This window comes from Streptomyces sp. NPDC044719 (assembly GCF_056433405.1).
Genome location: NZ_JBWKHE010000003.1, coordinates 226,845 through 247,206, shown reverse-complemented (window position 1 = coordinate 247,206; position 20,362 = coordinate 226,845). Strand labels below are relative to the sequence as shown.

At 67.8% G+C, this 20,362-nt stretch carries 18 protein-coding genes; 9 read left to right on the top strand and 9 right to left on the bottom strand.

The window, feature by feature from the left end; all coding sequences use genetic code 11:
- Nucleotides 1-157 precede the first annotated feature (157 nt).
- Nucleotides 158-1,603: a CCA tRNA nucleotidyltransferase gene (locus tag AC07DF_RS12665; protein ID WP_478969874.1), complete on the top strand. Its 1,446-nt coding sequence runs from the start codon at nt 158-160 to the stop codon at nt 1,601-1,603.
- Between the two features lie 100 nt (nt 1,604-1,703).
- Here the strand turns inward: AC07DF_RS12665 and AC07DF_RS12660 are convergent, their stop codons facing one another.
- The 4 genes from AC07DF_RS12660 to AC07DF_RS12645 all read right to left on the bottom strand — a co-directional run bounded on the left by AC07DF_RS12660 (nt 1,704) and on the right by AC07DF_RS12645 (nt 5,497).
- A complete protein-coding gene (locus AC07DF_RS12660) occupies nt 1,704-2,210 on the bottom strand; it encodes an LppU/SCO3897 family protein (protein WP_478969872.1) in 507 nt (168 codons plus the stop codon).
- A gap of 123 nt (nt 2,211-2,333) precedes the next feature.
- Nucleotides 2,334-3,596: an MFS transporter gene (locus tag AC07DF_RS12655; protein ID WP_478969870.1), complete on the bottom strand. Its 1,263-nt coding sequence runs from the start codon at nt 3,594-3,596 to the stop codon at nt 2,334-2,336.
- Between the two features lie 89 nt (nt 3,597-3,685).
- A complete protein-coding gene (locus AC07DF_RS12650) occupies nt 3,686-4,768 on the bottom strand; it encodes an inositol-3-phosphate synthase (RefSeq protein ID WP_478969868.1) in 1,083 nt (360 codons plus the stop codon).
- A gap of 45 nt (nt 4,769-4,813) precedes the next feature.
- Nucleotides 4,814-5,497, bottom strand: coding sequence for a PadR family transcriptional regulator (locus AC07DF_RS12645; protein WP_478969866.1), 684 nt, complete (start codon nt 5,495-5,497; stop codon nt 4,814-4,816).
- A 390-nt stretch (nt 5,498-5,887) separates the two neighbouring features.
- Here AC07DF_RS12645 and AC07DF_RS12640 point away from each other — a divergent pair, with 390 nt between their 5' ends.
- Nucleotides 5,888-8,524 carry a transglycosylase domain-containing protein gene (locus tag AC07DF_RS12640; RefSeq protein WP_478969864.1) on the top strand — a complete coding sequence of 879 codons (2,637 nt, stop codon included), beginning with the start codon at nt 5,888-5,890 and terminating at the stop codon, nt 8,522-8,524.
- A gap of 122 nt (nt 8,525-8,646) precedes the next feature.
- Complete coding sequence (locus tag AC07DF_RS12635) at nt 8,647-10,158, top strand: glycosyltransferase family 87 protein (protein ID WP_478970955.1); 1,512 nt, start codon at nt 8,647-8,649, stop codon at nt 10,156-10,158.
- A gap of 94 nt (nt 10,159-10,252) precedes the next feature.
- On the opposite strand, the gene AC07DF_RS12630 is transcribed toward AC07DF_RS12635, so the two are convergent.
- The 3 genes from AC07DF_RS12630 to AC07DF_RS12620 all read right to left on the bottom strand — a co-directional run bounded on the left by AC07DF_RS12630 (nt 10,253) and on the right by AC07DF_RS12620 (nt 12,945).
- Entirely contained in the window at nt 10,253-11,284 is a 1,032-nt protein-coding gene (locus tag AC07DF_RS12630) for an alanine racemase (RefSeq protein WP_478969862.1), read from the bottom strand.
- Between the two features lie 55 nt (nt 11,285-11,339).
- Nucleotides 11,340-12,461 (bottom strand): peptidoglycan bridge formation glycyltransferase FemX, encoded by a 1,122-nt coding sequence (femX, locus tag AC07DF_RS12625; RefSeq protein ID WP_399022192.1) that lies wholly within the window; start codon nt 12,459-12,461, stop codon nt 11,340-11,342.
- 166 nt (nt 12,462-12,627) lie between these two features.
- Nucleotides 12,628-12,945 carry a hypothetical protein gene (locus AC07DF_RS12620; RefSeq protein WP_478969859.1) on the bottom strand — a complete coding sequence of 106 codons (318 nt, stop codon included), beginning with the start codon at nt 12,943-12,945 and terminating at the stop codon, nt 12,628-12,630.
- Between the two features lie 264 nt (nt 12,946-13,209).
- Here AC07DF_RS12620 and rpsF point away from each other — a divergent pair, with 264 nt between their 5' ends.
- The 4 genes from rpsF to rplI all read left to right on the top strand — a co-directional run bounded on the left by rpsF (nt 13,210) and on the right by rplI (nt 14,916).
- Nucleotides 13,210-13,500 (top strand): 30S ribosomal protein S6, encoded by a 291-nt coding sequence (gene rpsF, locus AC07DF_RS12615; protein WP_030847098.1) that lies wholly within the window; start codon nt 13,210-13,212, stop codon nt 13,498-13,500.
- 76 nt (nt 13,501-13,576) lie between these two features.
- Nucleotides 13,577-14,170, top strand: coding sequence for a single-stranded DNA-binding protein (locus AC07DF_RS12610; protein WP_432962592.1), 594 nt, complete (start codon nt 13,577-13,579; stop codon nt 14,168-14,170).
- A 44-nt stretch (nt 14,171-14,214) separates the two neighbouring features.
- Nucleotides 14,215-14,451 carry a 30S ribosomal protein S18 gene (gene rpsR / locus AC07DF_RS12605; RefSeq protein WP_003949403.1) on the top strand — a complete coding sequence of 79 codons (237 nt, stop codon included), beginning with the start codon at nt 14,215-14,217 and terminating at the stop codon, nt 14,449-14,451.
- Between the two features lie 18 nt (nt 14,452-14,469).
- Nucleotides 14,470-14,916 (top strand): 50S ribosomal protein L9, encoded by a 447-nt coding sequence (gene rplI, locus AC07DF_RS12600; protein WP_184593844.1) that lies wholly within the window; start codon nt 14,470-14,472, stop codon nt 14,914-14,916.
- Nucleotides 14,917-15,074: 158 nt separating this feature from the next.
- Here rplI and AC07DF_RS12595 read toward each other — a convergent pair whose 3' ends face one another.
- Nucleotides 15,075-16,412 (bottom strand): MATE family efflux transporter, encoded by a 1,338-nt coding sequence (locus AC07DF_RS12595; RefSeq protein WP_478969856.1) that lies wholly within the window; start codon nt 16,410-16,412, stop codon nt 15,075-15,077.
- A 460-nt stretch (nt 16,413-16,872) separates the two neighbouring features.
- Between AC07DF_RS12595 and dnaB the strand changes: the two genes are divergently transcribed.
- Together dnaB and AC07DF_RS12585 are read left to right on the top strand one after the other, a co-directional pair.
- On the top strand, nt 16,873-18,354 hold the full coding sequence (dnaB, locus tag AC07DF_RS12590) for a replicative DNA helicase (RefSeq protein WP_478969854.1): 1,482 nt from the start codon (nt 16,873-16,875) through the stop codon (nt 18,352-18,354).
- 80 nt (nt 18,355-18,434) lie between these two features.
- Nucleotides 18,435-19,820 carry a serine hydrolase domain-containing protein gene (locus tag AC07DF_RS12585; protein WP_478969852.1) on the top strand — a complete coding sequence of 462 codons (1,386 nt, stop codon included), beginning with the start codon at nt 18,435-18,437 and terminating at the stop codon, nt 19,818-19,820.
- A 58-nt stretch (nt 19,821-19,878) separates the two neighbouring features.
- On the opposite strand, the gene AC07DF_RS12580 is transcribed toward AC07DF_RS12585, so the two are convergent.
- Nucleotides 19,879-20,331 (bottom strand): N-acetyltransferase family protein, encoded by a 453-nt coding sequence (locus AC07DF_RS12580; RefSeq protein WP_478969850.1) that lies wholly within the window; start codon nt 20,329-20,331, stop codon nt 19,879-19,881.
- Between the last annotated feature and the right edge of the window lie 31 nt (nt 20,332-20,362).

The window sequence follows — 20,362 nt, the reverse complement described above, 5'->3', positions numbered from 1 at the left end:
GATCGCGGGCGAGCACCGCCCTGCCCGGTATGTGACCGTATAAAAGGGAGCGGTTCTTTACATCTCAAGGGCGGCTCTTGTGCGTCTATTCACGGACGAGTCCGCACGCGTAATAGGGGGAGCTCATGGCCGCCCGGGCCACGTACCCTCTTCTGTTGTGCCGAACGCCAACGAAGAAACGTCCAGTGCCCTCAGCCAGGTGCAGCACCGTGCGGTGAGTGAACTGCTGCGGGTCGCTCCTGTCGCCGATGTCCTCGCCCGCCGATTCCAGGAGGCCGGGTTCTCACTCGCCCTGGTCGGCGGCTCGGTGCGGGACGCGCTGCTGGGCCGGCTCGGCAACGACCTCGACTTCACGACCGACGCCCGTCCCCAGGACGTACTCAAGATCGTGCGCCCTTGGGCCGACGCCGTCTGGGAGGTCGGGATCGCCTTCGGCACCGTCGGCGCCCAGAAGGACGGCTACCAGATCGAGGTCACCACCTACCGCTCGGAGGCCTACGACCGGACCTCGCGCAAGCCCGAGGTGTCGTACGGCGACTCCATCGAGGAGGACCTCGTCCGCCGTGACTTCACCGTGAACGCGATGGCCGTCGCATTGCCGGAGAAGGAGTTCGTCGACCCGCACGGCGGGCTCGAGGACCTCGCGTCGCGGGTGCTGCGCACTCCTGGCACCCCGGAGGAGTCGTTCTCGGACGACCCGCTGCGGATGATGCGGGCCGCGCGCTTCGCGGCTCAGCTCGACTTCGAGGTCGCCCCGGAGGTCGTCACGGCGATGACGGAGATGGCCGGACGTATCGAGATCGTCTCGGCCGAGCGGGTGCGGGACGAGCTGAACAAGCTGGTCCTGTCCCGGTACCCGCGCAAGGGCCTGACGCTGCTCGTCGAGACCGGCCTCGCCGACCGTGTGCTGCCCGAGCTGCCCGCGCTGCGCCTGGAGCGTGACGAGCACCACCGGCACAAGGACGTCTACGACCACACCCTGATCGTCCTGGAGCAGGCGATGGCGCTGGAGGACGACGGTCCCGACCTGACGCTCCGCCTGGCCGCCCTGCTCCATGACATCGGCAAGCCGCGCACCCGTCGCTTCGAGAAGGACGGCCGGGTCTCGTTCCACCACCACGAGGTGGTCGGCGCGAAGATGACCAAGAAGCGCATGACGGCACTCAAGTACTCCAACGAGCTGGTGAAGGACGTCTCGCGTCTGGTCGAGCTCCATCTGCGCTTCCATGGCTACGGCACCGGAGAGTGGACGGACTCGGCGGTCCGCCGCTACGTCCGTGACGCCGGCCCGCTCCTCGACCGCCTCCATAAGCTGACCCGCTCGGACTGCACCACTCGAAACAAGCGCAAGGCAACGGCCCTGTCGCGTGCGTACGACGGCCTGGAGGACCGGATCGCCAGCCTTCAGGAGCAGGAGGAGCTGGACTCCATCCGCCCGGATCTCGACGGCAACCAGATCATGGAGATCCTCGGCGTCGGTCCCGGTCCGGTCATCGGCCGCGCTTACCAGCACATGCTGGAGCTGCGGCTGGAGAACGGGCCGATGGAGCACGATGCCGCGCTGGCTGCGCTCAAGGAGTGGTGGGCCGGGCAGGACGGCTGAGGCTGTGAAGCGGGGTCATGTTTCACGTGAAACATGACCCCGCTGGAATGGATCAGGGGCGGTGTTTCACGTGAAACACCGCCCCTGATCTGTCCCTGCCTTACTTCTTGTCCTTCAGGCAGAGCAGGAAGTCCTTGCCGTCACCGCTCTCGGTGTACGAGTACTGGAAGTCCTTGGCCTCGGACTCGCACTTGCTCGACGCCAGCGTGTCCGTGAGGAACGAGCCCTCGATCTTGGCCAGCACCACGTACTGAGCCTTCGCGTCGCTGCACTTGACGACCTCAAGGTCCGGGTTGTTGTCGCTGGTGCTGCCGCGGTGCATGCAGTCGCCCACGGCCGCCGTCTTGGCGTCGTCCCGGCTGGTTATCCAGCCGCCGATGGCAATGCCCGCCACCGCGATGACGATCACGATGTTCTTGATGGTCTTGAAGCTGAGCTTGCGGCCGGACGGCTGCGGCGGGACCGGGGCGTACGGAGCGCCCTGTGGCGGGAAGCCGGGCTGTCCGGGCTGCTGGGGGTAGCCGCCCTGCGGCGGGTACGGAGCCTGGGGCTGACCAGCGGGCTGGTTCTGTGCGAACGGGTTGCCCTGGGGCGGCGGAGTGGTCATTCGGGGGTCCCTCTAGTACATGGTGAATGACGCGAACATGTCGCGAGATAAGATGCACGTAAGTTATCGGGCCCCACTGACAACCCAGTAGTCAGGAGTGGCTCTGTGTCATTGATGTGACACTTACCGGTGGCCAAACCGGGCCATAGCCGCCGCTACCGCCGCGTAGATAACGGCGATCGTGATCACCAGCGCCACGGATCGGCCGTCCGGAGGCAGCATCAGGGCCGCCACGGCGGCGGCGCCGACGAAGAAGACGTTGAAGAGGACGTCGTAGACCGAGAAGATCCGGCCACGGAAGCCGTCCTCCACGGACGACTGGACGATGGTGTCGGTGGCGATCTTCGCGCCCTGGGTGGTCAGCCCCAGGACGAAGGCCGCGACCAGCAGCGGGATGGTGGCGAACGGCAGCCCGAGAGCGGGCTCCAGCAAAGCGGCGGCCCCCGCGCACACGACGATCCAGCGGCCCGGCCCCAGCCGCCCAGCGGCCCAGGGCGTCACCACGGCCGCCGCGAAGAATCCCGCGCCTGAGACGCCCAACGCCAGCCCCAGCAGGGCGAGTCCGTCGTCCGTGGTCGAGGTGAGCGCGTACCGGCAGAGCATCAGCAGCATGACCAGCAGGGCGCCGTAGCAGAACCGCATCAGTGCCATCGCCGCCAGTGCCCAGGCGGCCTCCCTGCGCTGCGGGGCGGCCAGGTGACGTACGCCGGCCACCAGATCGCGGGCGGTGCCGGTGAGAGCGGGCCCGAGCTGCTCGGGCACCAAGGTGCGGTCGGGGCCGAGGAGTTCCCGAGCCATGCTCAGCGATGCCGCAGCCGCGCACAGGTACAGCCCTGCTGCCACGAGCACCACGGCGGCGTCGGAGTCCGCCACCACCAGTCGGACGACGAAGGCCAGGCCGCCGCCCGCGGTGGCCGCCAGGGTTCCGGCGGTCGGGGAGAGGGAGTTGGCGATGACCAGCCGCTCGGCGTCGACCACGCGCGGCAGGGCGGCGGAGAGGCCGGCGAGAACGAATCGGTTGACCGCCGTGACGCACAGGGCGGAGACGTAGAAGAGCCAGTCGGGAGCGGGGCTGAGCATCAGCACCGCCGTCACTGAGGCCAGCAGGGCGCGCAGCAGGCTGCCGTACAGCAGGACCTGGCGGCGCCGCCAGCGGTCCAGCAGAACACCGGCGAAGGGGCCGACGAGGGAGTACGGGAGCAGCAGCACCGCCATCGCGGAGGCGACCGCAGCGGCCGAGGTCTGCCTCTCCGGGGAGAAGACGACGTACGCGGCGAGCGCGACCTGGTACACGCCGTCGGCGCCCTGGGAGAGCAGGCGCATGGCGAGCAGACGCCGGAAGCCCTGGAAGCGCAACAGGACGCGCAGGTCACGGACGACGGCCATGGGGCACAGCCTCACATACGGGGAGGGTCCCCGGGTCGTACGACCCGGGGACCCTCACAGCCCTGGCAGGAGCGATTCGTTGCGGCGCGTCAGCGCTCGACCTCACCCTTGATGAACTTCTCGACGTTCTCGCGGGCCTCGTCGTCGAAGTACTGCACGGGCGGGGACTTCATGAAGTAGCTCGACGCGGAGAGGATGGGGCCGCCGATGCCGCGGTCCTTGGCGATCTTCGCGGCGCGCAGGGCGTCGATGATGACGCCGGCGGAGTTCGGGGAGTCCCAGACCTCCAGCTTGTACTCCAGGTTCAGCGGGACGTCACCGAAGGCGCGGCCCTCGAGGCGGACATAGGCCCACTTGCGGTCGTCCAGCCAGGCCACGTAGTCGGACGGGCCGATGTGGACGTTGCCCTCGCCCAGTTCGCGGTCGCGGATCTGGGAGGTGACGGCCTGCGTCTTGGAGATCTTCTTCGACTCGAGGCGGTCGCGCTCGAGCATGTTCTTGAAGTCCATGTTGCCGCCGACGTTCAGCTGCATCGTGCGGTCCAGGACGACGCCCCGGTCCTCGAACAGCTTCGCCATGACGCGGTGCGTGATGGTGGCGCCGACCTGGGACTTGATGTCGTCGCCGACGATCGGGACGCCCGCCTCGGTGAACTTGTCCGCCCACTCCTTGGTGCCGGCGATGAAGACCGGAAGGGCGTTGACGAAGGCGACCTTGGCGTCGATGGCGCACTGGGCGTAGAACTTCGCCGCGTCCTCGGAGCCGACCGGCAGGTAGCAGACGAGGACGTCGATCTGCTTGTCCTTGAGGATCTGGACGACGTCGACCGGCTCCTCGGCGGACTCCTCGATCGTCTCGCGGTAGTACCGGCCGAGGCCGTCGAGGGTGTGGCCGCGCTGGACCGTCACGCCGGTGCTGGGCACGTCGCAGATCTTGATGGTGTTGTTCTCGGAGGCGCCGATGGCGTCCGCGAGGTCGAGACCGACCTTCTTGGCGTCCACGTCGAACGCGGCGACGAACTCGACGTCACGGACGTGGTAGTCGCCGAACTGGACGTGCATCAGGCCCGGCACCTTGGATGCCGGGTCGGCGTCCTTGTAGTACTCGACTCCCTGTACCAGCGATGCGGCGCAGTTGCCCACGCCGACGATGGCTACGCGAACCGAACCCATTCCGGTTGCTCCCTGTGTGTATGAGTGAGGCCCTTGAGGGGGCTCTCACGTGGCGGTGTCGTCGGGCGTATCCGGCCGGGGGTCGTCCCCCGGCCGGGGCAGGCCGCCCGACGCTCCAGTGGTGGTGTCTCGCGAAGCGGGCTCTCCGGAGGAGGAACCGTTGAGGTCCCGCCCCGCCCGCTCGCTCTCGATGAGCTCGTTCAGCCAGCGCACCTCGCGCTCCACGGACTCCATCCCGTGGCGCTGGAGCTCAAGCGTGTAGTCGTCGAGCCGTTCCCGGGTCCGGGCCAGGGAGACGCGCATCTTCTCGAGGCGCTCCTCCAGCCGGCTGCGGCGGCCTTCGAGCACGCGCATGCGCACATCGCGTGAGGTTTGCCCGAAGAAAGCGAAACGGGCGGCGAAGTGCTCGTCCTCGTACGCGTCGGGCCCGGTCTGCGAGAGCAGCTGTTCGAAGTGCTCCTTGCCCTCCGCCGTCAACCTGTAGACGATCTTGGCGCGCCGTCCCGTGAGGGGGGCGGCGAGGGCGTCCTCGGTGGTGTTCCCCGGCTCCTCGATCAACCAGCCGTTCGCGACCAGCGTCTTGAGGCAGGGGTAAAGCGTTCCGTAGCTGAACGCACGGAACACACCCAGTGATGTGTTGAGTCGTTTGCGCAGCTCATAGCCGTGCATCGGAGATTCGCGGAGCAGGCCGAGTACGGCGAACTCGAGGATCCCGGAACGCCGGCTCATCGTCGCCTCCTCTCTCCCGCGGTACCCATGTCTCGGTCCGATGTGTCGGGCTGATGTATCGACTCGATACATCACGACGATAGAACGGCCTTGCGGATGCGACAAGAGGGGGTGTGGTGAACGGGGTCACATCACCGATTCGTCAGACGTGAGTTGCCTGTTTTGGGGTGAACTTCGGTCCACGGCAGGTTTTGGCGGTGCGTAGTCTGTGCGCCATGCACATCACCGGGAACCGTGGGACGCCTGAGGGCGTCCTCGTCTTTGGTGTAGTACGGGTGCATGCGGGACCGATGAATACCAAGCCGACCGCATCCGTACTTCGGGGGGACCGGAAACAAGCTGCCGTTTCCAGGCGCGCAGGGGTGCGCCTGCCCGAGGAGTAGTCGTTCGATGAGCGAGCACCGTCGCAAACCGCCGCAGCCGCAGGGAGGCGGACGTGCCGCGATCCGACGCGGCCAGTCCGGCTCGTCCTCCGGCCGCCGCGCGGCACCGCGAGGCGCCACCGGGTCTCCGTCCGACTCCTATGGGTCGGACTCCTACGACTCGGGGGGTGAGGAGCGCCAGTACGGCGGCCGTGCTGAGGCCCGGCGTGCGGCGCAGAGAAGTGGGGGCGGCCGCCGCAGAGCGGCCGAACCGACACGTGGCGGCCGGCGTGCCGCTCCCGGCGGGCCGAGCGGGCCCGGGCGGGGCGCAGGGCACGCGGTCATGTACGACAAGAAGCGGTTGATCGACTATCCGCGGGCCGGTAAGTACGGCTGGCGGCGCTGGATGCCGTCCTGGAGGCTCGTCTCCGGACTGTGCATCGGCTTCTTCGGAAGCCTGGTGGCCGTGGCGGGCATCGGGTACGCCATGGTGGGCGTCCCCAACGAGGAGAACGCTGCCGCCCTGTCGCAGAACAACGTCTACTACTGGGCCAACGGCCAGCAGATGATCGCGACCGGCAGTGGCCAGAACCGGCAGAACGTCACGATCGACAAAATCCCCAAGGCCATGCAGCAGGCGGTGATCTCGGCCGAGAACAAGAGCTTCTACCAGGACTCGGGCGTCGACCCCATGGGCATCGCCCGGGCTCTGGCGAACATGGCCCGGGGCGGCGACACGCAGGGTGGTTCGACGATCACCCAGCAGTTCGTCAAGAACACCTACCTGAGCCAGGACCAGACGGTCACCCGTAAGTTCAAGGAGATGTTCATTTCGATCAAGGTGGGCACGAAGCTCACCAAGGACGAGATCCTCCAGGGATACCTCAACACCTCGTACTACGGCCGCGGCGCGTACGGCATCCAGGCAGCCGCCCAGACCTACTACGGCAAGGACGCGGTCGACCTCAAGCCGAGCGAGTGCGCCTTCCTGGCCGCTCTGCTCAAGGGGCCGACGTACTACGACCCCGCGGGCAACGAGAGCCTCGACACCTCGGCGAGCAAGGATGACAACCTCAAGCGCTCCAAGGACCGCTGGGGCTGGATCCTCCAGCAGATGCACAACGACAACAAGCTCTCGGACGCCGAGTACCAGAAGGCGATCAGCAAGTACCCCATGCCGGATGACCGCAAGGCGGCCAAGGGCATGAGCGGCCAGATCGGCTACCTGGCGGACACGGCCAAGAAGTACGTCCTGAACCACTCCAACATCACGGAGAAGCAGTTCGACCAGGGCGGGTACCAGATCAAGACGACCTTCGAGAAGTCCAAGGTCGAAGCGCTGACCAAGGCCGTCAAGAAGGTCGAGAAGGAGAAACTCGACCCGGAGAAGCGTGAGCTGGACAAGCACGTCCAGTTCGGTGCGGCGTCGGTGAAGCCCAAGGACGGCGCGATCGTCGCGCTCTACGGTGGCGCGGGCTACGAGAACGGCCACTTCAACAACAACGCGGACACCTCGGGTGTCCCCGTCGGTTCGACATGGAAGCCGTTCGTGCTCGCCGCCGCCATGGAGCACGGCACCTACCGGAGCGACGGTCCCCTCTCGCCGCTCAGCAAGTACAACGGCAACGACCATCTCAAGATCAGGAACAACGACGGCTCCTACGTCATGAAGAAGGACAACACGCCCTTCTTCCAGGAGAACGAGAGTGATCGCCCGTGGGGTTACATCTCCCTGCGCAAGGCGATGGAGCAGTCCGTCAACACCCCGTTCGTGCAGCTCGGCATGGACGTGGGGATGAAGAACGTGGCCGACCTGGCCGAGAAGGCCGGCATTCTGGACAGCAGCTTCGCCGGCCTCAACGCGTCGTTCGCGCTCGGTACGTCGACTCCCAGCGCGATCCGCATGGCCGACGCCTACGCGACGTTCGCCGCCGCTGGGAAGCAGGCCGCTCCGTACTCGGTGACGAGCGTCAAGTTCAACGGGCAGGAGGCTCCCGGCTTCGAGAAGCCGAGGATCACGCAGGCGATGCCCGAGAACGTGGCGAACAACGTCACGAACGTTCTGGAGAACGTCATCCAGAACGGTACGGGTAAGAACGCGCTGTCCCTGGGCCGTACGGCGGCCGGTAAGACCGGTACCACGGACGAGAACAAGTCGGCCTGGTTCGTCGGCTACACCCAGCAGCTCTCGACCTCGGTCGCGATGTTCCGTGAGGACCCCAAGAGCGCCAAACTGCTCTCCATGAACGGCACGGCGGGCGAGGTGTCCATCCACGGTGGTGACGTCCCCACGCTGGTGTGGACCGAGTACATGAAGGCCGCGCTGAACGGCAAGCCGGACCTCGGCTTCCCGGAGCCCGAGAAGATCGGCGACATCCAGGACGCGGTGGGCGCACCGACGCCGACGCCGACGCCGAGTGTGGAGCCCAGCGAGACCGCGCCCGAGTCGCCGAGCGCCACGCCCAGCGAGACGCCGTCGCTTCCGTCGCCCTCGCCCACCGACACCTGCGGCTTCTTCGGCTGCGATGAGGAAGACGGTGGAACGGAGAACGGCGGCACGGGCGGAGAGCCGAGCAACTCGCCTTCGCCAACGGATACGAGCGAGAACGGTGGCAGCAGCAGAGGAAACGGCAACGGAGGCATCTTCGGAGGCCCCGAGGGATAGCCGACCGATCGCCCGGCTTGGGTGTTTCACGTGAAACGCGAAGCTGTTTCACGTGAAACATGGGCCGCCGCACCCACTCGGGTACGGCGGCCCTCGGCGTTTTGATAGAGACGTACGGCAGGATGTGCGGCATGCCCAGTGCAGAATCGACGCAATCGAGCGTCCACGAGCCGGACCCGGTGCGGCCGACCAAGGAGGACGAGGTCGCCGCGGCCGGCAGCGAGCTGATCGGCGGCCCGCTGGGGCGGCGTGCCCTGATCGGGGCGTCCCGGTGGACTCCGGTGCGGGTGATCGCGCTGGTGGCGATCGGCATGTTCGCTCTCGGCCTGGTCCAGAAGGCGCCCTGCTTCAACGGAGCCTGGTTCTTCGGTGCCAGCTCCCAGTACACGCACGCGTGCTATTCGGACATCCCGCACCTCTACCAGGGGCGCGGCTTCGCCGACGGGCTCGTGCCGTACTTCGACCGGCTCCCCGGTGACATGCAGTACCTGGAGTACCCGGTGCTGACCGGTGTCTTCATGGAGGTCGCCGCCTGGCTCACGCCCGGCAGCGGCACCATCCAGTTCCAGGAGCAGTGGTACTGGATGGTCAACGCCGGGATGCTCATGGTGTGTGCGTCGGTCATCGCCGTCTGCGTGACCCGTACCCATGCCCGGCGCCCCTGGGACGGTCTGCTGGTGGCTCTGGCACCTGCCTTCGCGCTGACGGCGACCATCAACTGGGACCTGCTGGCGGTCGCACTGACGGCCGCGGCGATGCTGATGTGGTCACGTGGCCGCCCCCTTGCTTTCGGCGTCCTGCTGGGGCTCGCCACGGCCGCCAAGCTCTATCCCTTCCTGATCCTCGGGCCGCTGATGGTGCTGTGCTGGCGCGCGGGCAGGTGGCGTGCCTTCGGGACGGCTCTGGGCGGTGCGATCGTCGCCTGGATCGTCGTGAACGGGCCGGTGATGCTCTTCGCGTTCGAGGGCTGGTCGAAGTTCTACACCTTCAGCCAGGAACGGGGCGTCGACTTCGGCTCCTTCTGGCTGATCATGGGCCAGAACTCGGACGACCCGCTCAGCACCGACACCGTGAACACGCTCGCCACCCTGCTGATGCTGGTGTGCTGCGCGGCTGTCGCGGCGCTCGCCCTGACCGCCCCGCGCCGCCCGCGGCTCGCCCAGCTCGCCTTCCTGATCGTCGCGGCGTTCATCCTCACCAACAAGGTCTACTCGCCGCAGTACGTCCTGTGGCTGGTTCCCCTGGCCGCCCTCGCCCGGCCGAAGTGGCGGGACTTCCTGATCTGGCAGGCCTGCGAGGTGGCGTACTTCCTGGGGATCTGGCTGTACCTCGCGTACACGACCAGCGGAGAGGCCCACAAGGGCCTGCCGACCGACGGCTACCACTGGGCCATCGGTCTGCATCTGCTGGGGACGCTGTACCTGTGCGCCATGATCGTGCGCGACATCCTCATGCCGGATCGGGATCCGGTGCGCCGGTCCGGCGACGACGATCCCTCGGGCGGAGTGCTCGACGGCGCCGAGGACGTCTTCGTCCTCGGCCCGGCGGCCCGTCCCTCGCGGCACATGACCGCTCGGTTCGGCGGGGCGCAGGTCCAGTGGGGCAAACGCGACGCGACCGGCGGTTCGCTCTGAGCGAACGAGGCGGAAGGCAGTACAGCGAAAGGCCGTACACGGAAACCGTGTACGGCCTTCTTGCTGCGCTGTGCGAGTCAGGGCACCGCGCCGGTCAGCGGTCCATGAGCCGGTCGAACTGCGTGGTGGTGTGCCGCAGATGGGCCACCAGCTCCTCGCCGACCTTCGGCTCCGGCGCGTCCGAGGGCACGAACAGGATCGAGACCTGCATGTGCGGCGGCTCGGCGAACCAGCGCTGCTTGCCGCCCCAGACGAACGGTGAAAGGTTCCGGTTGACCGTCGCGAGGCCGGCGCGGGCGACGCCCTTGGCGCGCGGCATGACGCCGTGCAGCGCCTTGGGGGCCTCCAGACCCACCCCGTGCGACGTACCGCCCGCCACGACCACCAGGAAGCCGTCGGAGGCCGCCTTCTGCTGCCGATAGCCGAAGCGCTCGCCCTTGGCGACGCGTGTGACGTCCAGGACCGCGCCGCGGTACTCGGTGGCCTCGTGGTCCCCCAGCCACAGCCGTGTGCCGATGCGGGCACGGAACCGGGTCTGCGGGAACTGCTGCTGGAGACGGGCGAGTTCATCGGCCTTGAGATGGCTGACGAACATGGTGTGCAGGGGCAGCCGGGCCGCACGCAGCCGGTCCATCCAGCCGATGACCTCCTCGACCGCGTCCGAGCCGTCGGTGCGGTCCAGGGGCAGGTGGATGGCAAAGCCCTCCAGGCGGACGTTCTCGATGGCGGCGTGCAGCTGGGCGAGGTCCTGCTCGCTGATGCCGTGCCGCTTCATCGAGGACATCACCTCGATCACCACCCGGGCGCCGACCAGGCCGTAGACGCCGTCTATCGACGACACCGAGCGGATGACCCGGTCCGGCAGCGGCACCGGCTCCTCGCCGCGCCGGTACGGCGTCAGCACCAGCAGGTCGCCGCCGAAGAAGTCCTTGATGCGCGCGGCCTCGTACGTCGTGCCGACGGCGAGGACGTCCGAGCCCAGCCGGGTGGCCTCCTCCGCCAGCCGCTCGTGCCCGAAGCCGTAGCCGTTGCCCTTGCAGACCGGGACGAGCCCAGGGAACTGATCCTGCACGTGCTTGTGGTGCGCACGCCAGCGCGCGGTGTCGACGTAGAGCGTGAGCGCCATGGCCGGACCTGGAACCTTTCTCCGTGGTTGACGTGTGTCGGTTGCGGTGTGTCGGTCAGCGGCGCGACATGTAGATGTCGAGCGCCTTGTGCAGCAGCTTGTTCAGCGGGAAGTCCCACTCGCCGAGATATTCGGCCGCCTGGCCGCCCGTACCCACCTTGAACTGGATCAGGCCGAAGAGGTGGTCGGTCTCGTCCAGCGAGTCGGAGATGCCGCGCAGGTCGTAGACGGTGGCGCCGAGCGCGTAGGCGTCGCGCAGCATCCGCCACTGCATCGCGTTGGAGGGCCGGACCTCTCGGCCGATGTTGTCGGAGGCGCCGTAGGAGTACCAGACGTGGCCGCCCACGATCAGCATCGTCGCCGCCGACAGGTTCACGCCGTTGTGGCGGGCGAAGTACAGCCGCATGCGGTTGGGGTCCTCGGTGTTGAGGGCCGTCCACATGCGCTGGAAGTACGACAGCGGGCGCGGCCGGAAGTGGTCGCGCACAGCCGTGATCTCGTATAGGCGCTGCCACTCCTCGAGGTCCTGGTAACCGCCCTGGACGACCTCGACGCCGGCCTTCTCGGCCTTCTTGATGTTGCGGCGCCACAGCTGGTTGAAGTTCTTGTGGACCTCTTCCAGGGAACGGTTGGCCAGCGGCACCTGGTAGACGTACCGGGGCTGGACGTCGCCGAAGCCGGCGCCGCCGTCCTCGCCCTGCTGCCAGCCCATGCGGCGCAGCTTGTCGGCAACCTCGAAGGCACGCGGTTCGATGTGGTCGGCCTCGATGTCGCGCAGGCGCTTGACGTCCGGGTTCTGGATGCCCGCCTTGATCGAGGCGGCCTCCCAGCGCCGGATGATCACCGGCGGGCCCATCTTCACGGAGAAGGCGCCCTGCTGCTTCAGGTGAGCCAGCATCGGCTCGATCCATTCCTGCAGATTCGGCGAGAACCAGTTGATGACCGGGCCCTCGGGCAGGTACGCGAGGTAGCGCTTGATCTTGGGGAGCTGCCGGTAGAGGACCAGGCCGGCACCGACGAGCTCGCCGGTCCTGTCGTCGAACCACCCGAGGTGCTCGGAGCGCCACTCCGCCTTGACGTCAGCCCAGGCCGGGACCTGCATGTGGCTCGCCGACGGCAGGCTCTGGATGTAGGCCAGATGCTGCTCGCGGCTGATGGTCCTCAGGGTCAGGCTCATTTCGGGGCGCTCCTCGGGCTGGTGTGTCCCCATGGGTTCAGGGGCTCCGGCTCTCGCGCGAAGCCTACTGCGCCTTGGGAGCGCGCCGGTTGGGCGTACGGAACCTTCGCCCCGGCCCGTGGGCGGCCGGGGCGTCACACGATGTTCAGGTGGGGTGTGCCTGCCGTCAGTCGATGAGCCCGCCGAACAACCCGCCGTGCGCCATGCCCAGGAAGAACCCGACAGCCGAGGCTCCCAGGCCCAGGATCAGGCCGAAGCGCTCACGGGTCGTCTCCGAGATCCACTGGCCGTACGCACCGGTGAGAATGCCCACCAGGCCGGTCCAGGAGCTGAGCAGGTGCAGGTCATCGTCGACGAGTGCCGTGACGAACGACGTGATGCCCAGCACCAGGGTCACCGCGAGCAGGGTGTCCTGGAGGGGGTGGGGCTTGCCGTCCGTGGCGAAGAGGCCGCCGGCGCTGTTGGGTCGCAATGCCTGTGCCATAGGGCACCTCCTGCGAAAGTCGGCGCATCGTAGCGCCATACACACCCGATGTGTACAGATTGGCTGCCCGCGCGGCCGGATTTCAACCGCAAGCAGCTGTGCGGGTACTCTGTACCGTCCGCACCGGTGTCTGCCCATGTCACGGCGAGGGGTTCTCGACAGAACCCCCGACTGTCAGTGGTGGCCGATACCGTCGGATACGCATCACAACCCTCCTGCCACGGATCGACCGTGGCCGCTGAGTCCAAAGGAGGTGGGTTCCACATGCGTCACTACGAGGTGATGGTCATCCTCGACCCCGAGGTCGAGGAGCGCGCTGTCTCTCCGTTGATCGAGAACTTCCTTTCTGTCGTCCGTGACGGCGGCGGAAAGGTCGAGAAGGTCGACACCTGGGGCCGTCGTCGTCTCGCGTACGAGATCAAGAAGAAGCCCGAGGGCATCTACTCGGTCATCGACCTGCAGGCCGAGCCTGCGGTCGTCAAGGAGCTCGACCGCCAGATGAACCTGAACGAGTCGGTCCTCCGGACCAAGGTCCTCCGCCCCGAGACCCACTGAGCTCTCCCGCTCAGCTGATCCCGGGATTCGAGTAGCAGCACAAGCAGCCAGCAGCAAACCCGCCGAGAGGTTCCCCATGGCAGGCGAGACCGTCATCACGGTGGTCGGCAATCTTGTCGACGACCCCGAGCTGCGCTTCACCCCGTCCGGTGCGGCCGTCGCGAAGTTCCGTGTCGCGTCCACTCCCCGCACCTTCGACCGCCAGACGAACGAGTGGAAGGACGGCGAGAGCCTCTTCCTGACCTGCTCGGTCTGGCGTCAGGCGGCTGAGAACGTCGCCGAGTCGCTCCAGCGAGGCATGCGCGTCATCGTGCAGGGCCGGCTGAAGCAGCGGTCCTACGAGGACCGCGAGGGCGTCAAGCGCACGGTCTACGAGCTGGACGTCGAGGAAGTCGGCGCCAGCCTGCGCAACGCCACGGCCAAGGTCACCAAGACCACCGGCCGCGGTGGCCAGGGCGGCTACGGCGGCGGCAGCGGTGGCGGTGGCGGCCAGGGTGGCGGCGGCTGGGGCGGCGGCCCCGGTGGCGGCCAGCAGGGCGGCGGCGCTCCCGCTGACGACCCGTGGGCGACCGGCGCTCCCGCCGGTGGCAACCAGGGCGGTGGCGGCGGCTGGGGTGGAAACTCCGGCGGCGGCAGTGGCGGCGGCTACTCGGACGAGCCCCCCTTCTAGGGCGGGTTCGCACCCAAACTTCTTGATCACACAGGAGAATCACCATGGCGAAGCCGCCTGTGCGCAAGCCGAAGAAGAAGGTCTGCGCATTCTGCAAGGACAAGGTCACGTACGTGGACTACAAGGACACGAACATGCTGCGGAAGTTCATTTCCGACCGCGGCAAGATCCGTGCCCGCCGCGTGACCGGCAACTGCACTCAGCACCAGCGTGACGTCGCCACGGCCGTGAAGAACAGCCGTGAGATGGCGCTGCTGCCCTACACCTCCACCGCGCGATAAGGGAAGGGTGACCGACACATGAAGATCATCCTCACCCACGAGGTCTCCGGCCTCGGCGCCGCGGGCGACGTCGTCGACGTCAAGGACGGTTACGCTCGCAACTACCTGATCCCGCGGAAGTTCGCTATCCGCTGGACCAAGGGCGGCGAGAAGGACGTCGAGCAGATCCGTCGTGCTCGCAAGATCCACGAGATCCAGACCATCGAGCAGGCCAACCAGGTGAAGGCCCAGCTCGAGGGCGTCAAGGTCCGCCTGGCCGTCCGTGCCGGCGACGCCGGACGCCTCTTCGGTTCCGTCACGCCGGCCGACATCGCCTCGGCGATCAAGGCTGCCGGTGGCCCCGAGGTCGACAAGCGCCGCATCGAGGTCGGTTCGCCGATCAAGTCGCTGGGCGCTCACCAGACGTCCGTGCGTCTGCACCCCGAGGTTGACGCCAAGGTCAGCATCGAGGTCGTCGCGGCCTGAGTGCCGCGCTCGCTGATGCAGTGAGCGATGGGGCCGCACCCTTCGGGGTGCGGCCCCATCGTCGTATTCGGATGCGTGCGCGGCGTCTGGGTGAGCCGTATCTGGTTTCACGTGAAACAGCGTGTTTCACGTGAAACAGTCCGTCGGCCGAGTCGGTATCAGCGGGTCGCACCCGTCACGATCCAGCGGCCTGAGCGGCTCCGCAGCCACAGGGTCAGCATCCGCATGGTCATCATCAGTGTCATGGCGGCCCAGAGGGCGGTGAGTCCACCGCCCAGTACCGGAACCAGCAGGGCGGCCGGGGTGAAGACCGCCAGGGTGAGCACCATCGCCCAGGCGAGGTAGGGACCGTCGCCGGCGCCCATCAGGACTCCGTCCAGGACGAAGACGATGCCGGAGATCGGCTGCGAGAGGGCGACGATGATCAGGGCGGGCAGGGCCGCGTCCTTGACTGCCGAGTCACTGGTGAACAGAGGCAGGAACGCCGGGCGGGTGAGGACGACCAGGACACCGAGCACGACCCCGACGGCGATACCCCACTCCACCATGCGACGACATGCGGCGCGGGCGCCATGTGTGTCACCGGCTCCGAGATAGCGCCCGATGATGGCCTGCCCTGCGATGGCGATGGCGTCGAGAGCGAAGGCGAGCAGACTCCACAGGGACAGGATGATCTGGTGGGCGGCGATGTCGGCATCCCCGAGTCGGGCGGCGACCGCCGTGGCGATCATCAGGATCGCCCGCAGGGAGAGGGTGCGGACCAGCAGGGGCACACCGGCCTGAGCGGAGGCCCTGATGCCGGCGGCGTCCGGGCGCAAGGAGGCGCCGTGCTTCCGCGCTCCACGCAGAACCACCGCGAGGTAGACCACGGCCATGCCGCACTGGGCGATGACGGTGCCCCAGGCGGAGCCGGCGATCCCCAGGCCTGCCCCGTAGACGAGCCCCGCGTTGAGAGCGCCGTTGGCCACGAAGCCGATGATGGCGACGTAGAGCGGGGTCTTGGTGTCCTGCAGGCCGCGCAGGATGCCGGTCGCGGCGAGGACGACGAGCATGGCCGGTATGCCGAGCACGGAGATGCGCAGATACGTGATCGCGTAGGGAGCTGCCGCATCCGAGGTGCCGAAGAGGTCGACGAGTTGGGGTGCCGTCGGCAGGGCGACGGCGACGACACCGGCTCCGAGGAGCAGAGCCAGCCAGATGCCATCCATGCCCTGCCGGATGGCGGCCGGGAGATCGCCCGCGCCGACGCGGCGGGCGACCGCCGCTGTCGTGGCGTAGGCGAGAAAGACGAAGACGCTGACGGAGGTCATCAGCAGGGCTGAGGCGACGCCGAGACCGGCGAGTTGGACCGTGCCCAGATGACCGACGATGGCGGTGTCGGTCATGAGGAAGAGAGGCTCGGCGACGAGCGCGCCGAAGGCCGGCACGGCGAGTGCGACGATCTCTCGGTCGTGCTGTCTCCGGCCGGATCGAGGGCGCGCGGGGGCCTGTGTCATGTGCACCAATCTAATCGTCCACAGGTAAGAGATGCAAAGCTTTTGTGACCCTTACCATTCGGCCAGAGGTGCGCACTGCTGTGCAGCATTCGAAGCGATCTTGGGCCGGTTGGGGAAGTTTTTCTTCTGCACAGCCGGTGGACGGCAAAGCTGCAGGTCAGGGCGGTTCCTCTGTGACGGGTCGGTGCTTGTTCACAGGCCTGTCCACCGGGTCGTGCACAGGTTTCGCCGAGTTCTCCACAGCATCTGGGCCGTCGTCCACATGGCCTGTGGATAACCAGATTGGCTGACGGTGCCGACGGGCCTACGGTAGTCCGGCGCCCGCTCCGTCCGTCGGTTCTGAAAACGTCACAAAACCGACGTCCAGTAACCGGAGTTGGGCCTCTCATTTGTCAGTGCCGTGCCGTAGAAAAGAGGGGCACGGCGAGGTCTGCTGCGGCGGACGGGAGGAGGTGGCTCGGTGAGCATTTCCGAGCCCTTGGACGACCCGTGGGCCGACAGCGGGCCCAGTGATCGTCTGCCCTCCGCCCGCCGACGCGGTGACGGCACCCGAGGCCGCGACGAACAGCACGAGCGCGGCAGGGACAACGGGGAGTGGGACGGCGGCGGCAGCACACCGTTCGAGCGGGTGCCGCCGCAGGACATCGAGGCCGAGCAGTCTGTCCTCGGCGGCATGCTCCTGTCCAAGGACGCCATCGCCGACGTCGTGGAGATCCTCAAGGGCCACGACTTCTACAAGCCGGCCCACGAGACGATCTACCAGGCCGTCCTCGACGTCTACGCCAAGGGCGAGCCGGCCGACCCCATCACCATCGCCGCCGAGCTCACCAAGCGCGGTGAGATCAACAAGGTCGGCGGGGCCTCGTATCTGCACACCCTCGTCCAGACCGTGCCCACAGCGGCGAACGCCGCCTACTACGCCGAGATCGTCCACGAGCGTGCCGTCCTGCGGCGCCTGGTCGAGGCTGGCACGCGCATCACCCAGATGGGATACGCGGCCGACGACGACGTCGACGAGATCGTCAACCGCGCCCAGGCAGAGGTCTACGCGGTCACCGAGCAGCGCACCAGCGAGGACTACCTGCCGCTCGGAGACATCATGGAGGGCGCGCTCGACGAGATCGAGGCGATCGGCTCACGCAGCGGCGAGATGACCGGCGTGCCCACGGGGTTCACGGACTTCGACTCGCTCACCAACGGTCTGCACCCGGGCCAGATGATCGTCATCGCCGCGCGTCCCGCCATGGGTAAGTCCACGCTCGCGCTGGACTTCGCCCGGGCCGCGTCTATCAAGAACAACCTGCCGAGCGTCATCTTCTCCCTGGAAATGGGCCGCAACGAGATCGCGATGCGTCTGCTGTCCGCCGAGGCCCGTGTCGCTCTGCATCACATGCGTTCCGGCACGATGACCGACGACGACTGGACACGTTTGGCCCGGCGCATGCCGGACGTCTCGGCGGCACCGCTCTTCATCGACGACTCGCCCAACCTGTCGATGATGGAGATCCGCGCCAAGTGCCGCCGCCTGAAGCAGCGCAACGACATCAGGCTGGTCGTCATCGACTACCTCCAGCTGATGCAGTCCGGTGGGTCCAAGCGTGCCGAGAACCGTCAGCAGGAGGTCTCGGACATGTCCCGTAACCTCAAGCTCCTCGCCAAGGAGTTGGAGATCCCGGTCATCGCGCTCTCCCAGCTGAACCGCGGTCCCGAGCAGCGCACGGACAAGAAGCCGATGGTCTCCGACCTGCGTGAGTCCGGCTCCATCGAGCAGGACGCCGACATGGTCATCCTGCTGCACCGCGAGGACGCCTACGAGAAGGAGTCGCCGCGCGCGGGCGAGGCCGACCTGATCGTGGCCAAGCACCGTAACGGCCCGACGGCGACGATCACGGTCGCCTTCCAGGGCCACTACTCGCGGTTCGTCGACATGGCGCAGACCTGACCTGACCGTGGTCTCGCGCTCGCGACGCCAGCCCGGAATGTGCTCGACGCGGCGAGGCCGGGGCGGGTGGACTGGGGCCCATGACGACATCTCAGGAAGAGCTGCTTCCCGGCACGCGTCGCGCACTGCTGCACCGGATCGCCGTCGCTCAGGCCGAAGGACGGGCTCCGTCGCTCGTCGCGGCCGTCGTGCGGGACGGGAAACCGGTGTGGACAGGTGCGCGGACCTCGGTTGAGGGGCATGCGCCGGATGAGAACGTGCAGTACCGGATCGGCTCGATCACCAAGACCTTCACGGCGGTTCTCGTCCTGCGGCTGCGCGACGAGGGTGCGCTGGACCTCGGGGATCCGCTGGAGAAGCACCTCCCGGGCACCGGTGTGGGGGAGGCGACCGTCGCCGAACTGCTCGCGCACGCCGGAGGGCTGGCGGCCGAGACGCCGGGGCCGTGGTGGGAGCGGAGCCCCGGGTCGCTGCGGCCCGAACTCTCCGATGTGCTGGGCGAGCGGCCCCGGCTGTCTGCTCCCGGCCGACGGTTCCACTACTCGAACCCGGGTTACGCGCTGCTCGGCGCGCTCGTCGAGAGGCTGCGCGGCGCCTCCTGGGAGGAAGTCCTTCGGCGCGAAGTGCTCGAACCCCTGGGTCTGCATCGCACGAGCGTGCGACCTCAGGCGCCGCATGCGGGGGGCTGGGCGGTGCATCCCTGGGCCGACGTGATGCTCCCGGAGCCCACCGAGGATCTGGGGCGCATGGCCCCGGCAGGGCAACTGTGGTCGACCACGGGCGACTTGGCGCGCTTCGCGGCCTTCCTGGTCAACGGCGACGAACGGGTATTGAGCGCCGAGTCGCTGCGGGAGATGAGGACACCGGCAGCGCCCCACGACGCGGCGGACGTGGCGAGCGGCTACGCCTACTGCCTGGGGATGGAGATCCGGCGGCGGAACGGGCGCTCTCTGGTCGGACACACCGGTTCGCTGCCCGGCTTCCTCGCGTGTCTCATGATCGGTGTCGAGGAGGACGTGGCGGCGGTCGTCCTGGCCAACTGCACCTCGGGCCCGCTGCTGTTCTCCGTCGCGGCCGACCTGGTTCGCATCGTCGCCGAGGCGGAACCCCGCATCCCCTCCCCGTGGAAGCCCTTGAGCGAGGTGGATCCTTCGGTGCTGGATCTGACGGGCCAGTGGTACTGGGGGACGCACGCGTTCGCGCTACGGCTGACGGCCGACGGGCTCCTCTCGCTGGGGCCGCTGACCGGCAGTGGCCGCCGCTCGCGGTTCCGCCCGAACGGCGACGGCACATGGACGGGGCTGGAGGGCTACTACGCGGGCGAGCTCCTGAAGGCCGTACAGCGGCCGGACGGATCCGTGAGCCATCTGGACCTCGGCTCGTTCGTGTTCACGCGTCAGCCGTACGACGAGGCGGCTCCTGTGCCGGGTGGAGTCGATCCGGAGGGGTGGCGCGGGATCGGCTAGGCGGCGACAACAAGGGGCGCTCTGTTTCACGTGAAACAGAGCGCCCCTCGCATGCCGGTCACAGGGGGAGCTTGAAGCCCGTGTGGGAGGCCGTGAAGCCCAGCCGCTCGTAGAAGCGGTGGGCGTCGGTGCGCGAAGTATCGGAAGTCAGCTGGACCAACTGGCAGCCCGAGTCCCGGGATTCGCTGATCGCCCATTCGATGAGCTGTGTTCCCAGGCCGCTGCCGCGCTCGTCGGCGTGGATGCGCACGCCTTCGATGATCGACCTGGTCGTACCGCGTCGGGACAGCCCGGGAACGATCGTGAGCTGGAGTGTGCCGACGACCCGGCCCTCTCGGACCGCCACGACCAGACGCTGGTTGGGGTCGGCGCTGAGCCGCTCGAGCGCGGTCAGGTATGGCGCCAGGTCGTCCGGTGACTCACGCTGTGCGCCCAGAGGGTCGTCAGCGAGCATTCCGACGATCGCCGGGACGTCGTCGGCGACGGCGGCACGTATCTCAAGATCTCCCATGGACGCACCCTACGCAGAGACGGTCGGCGCG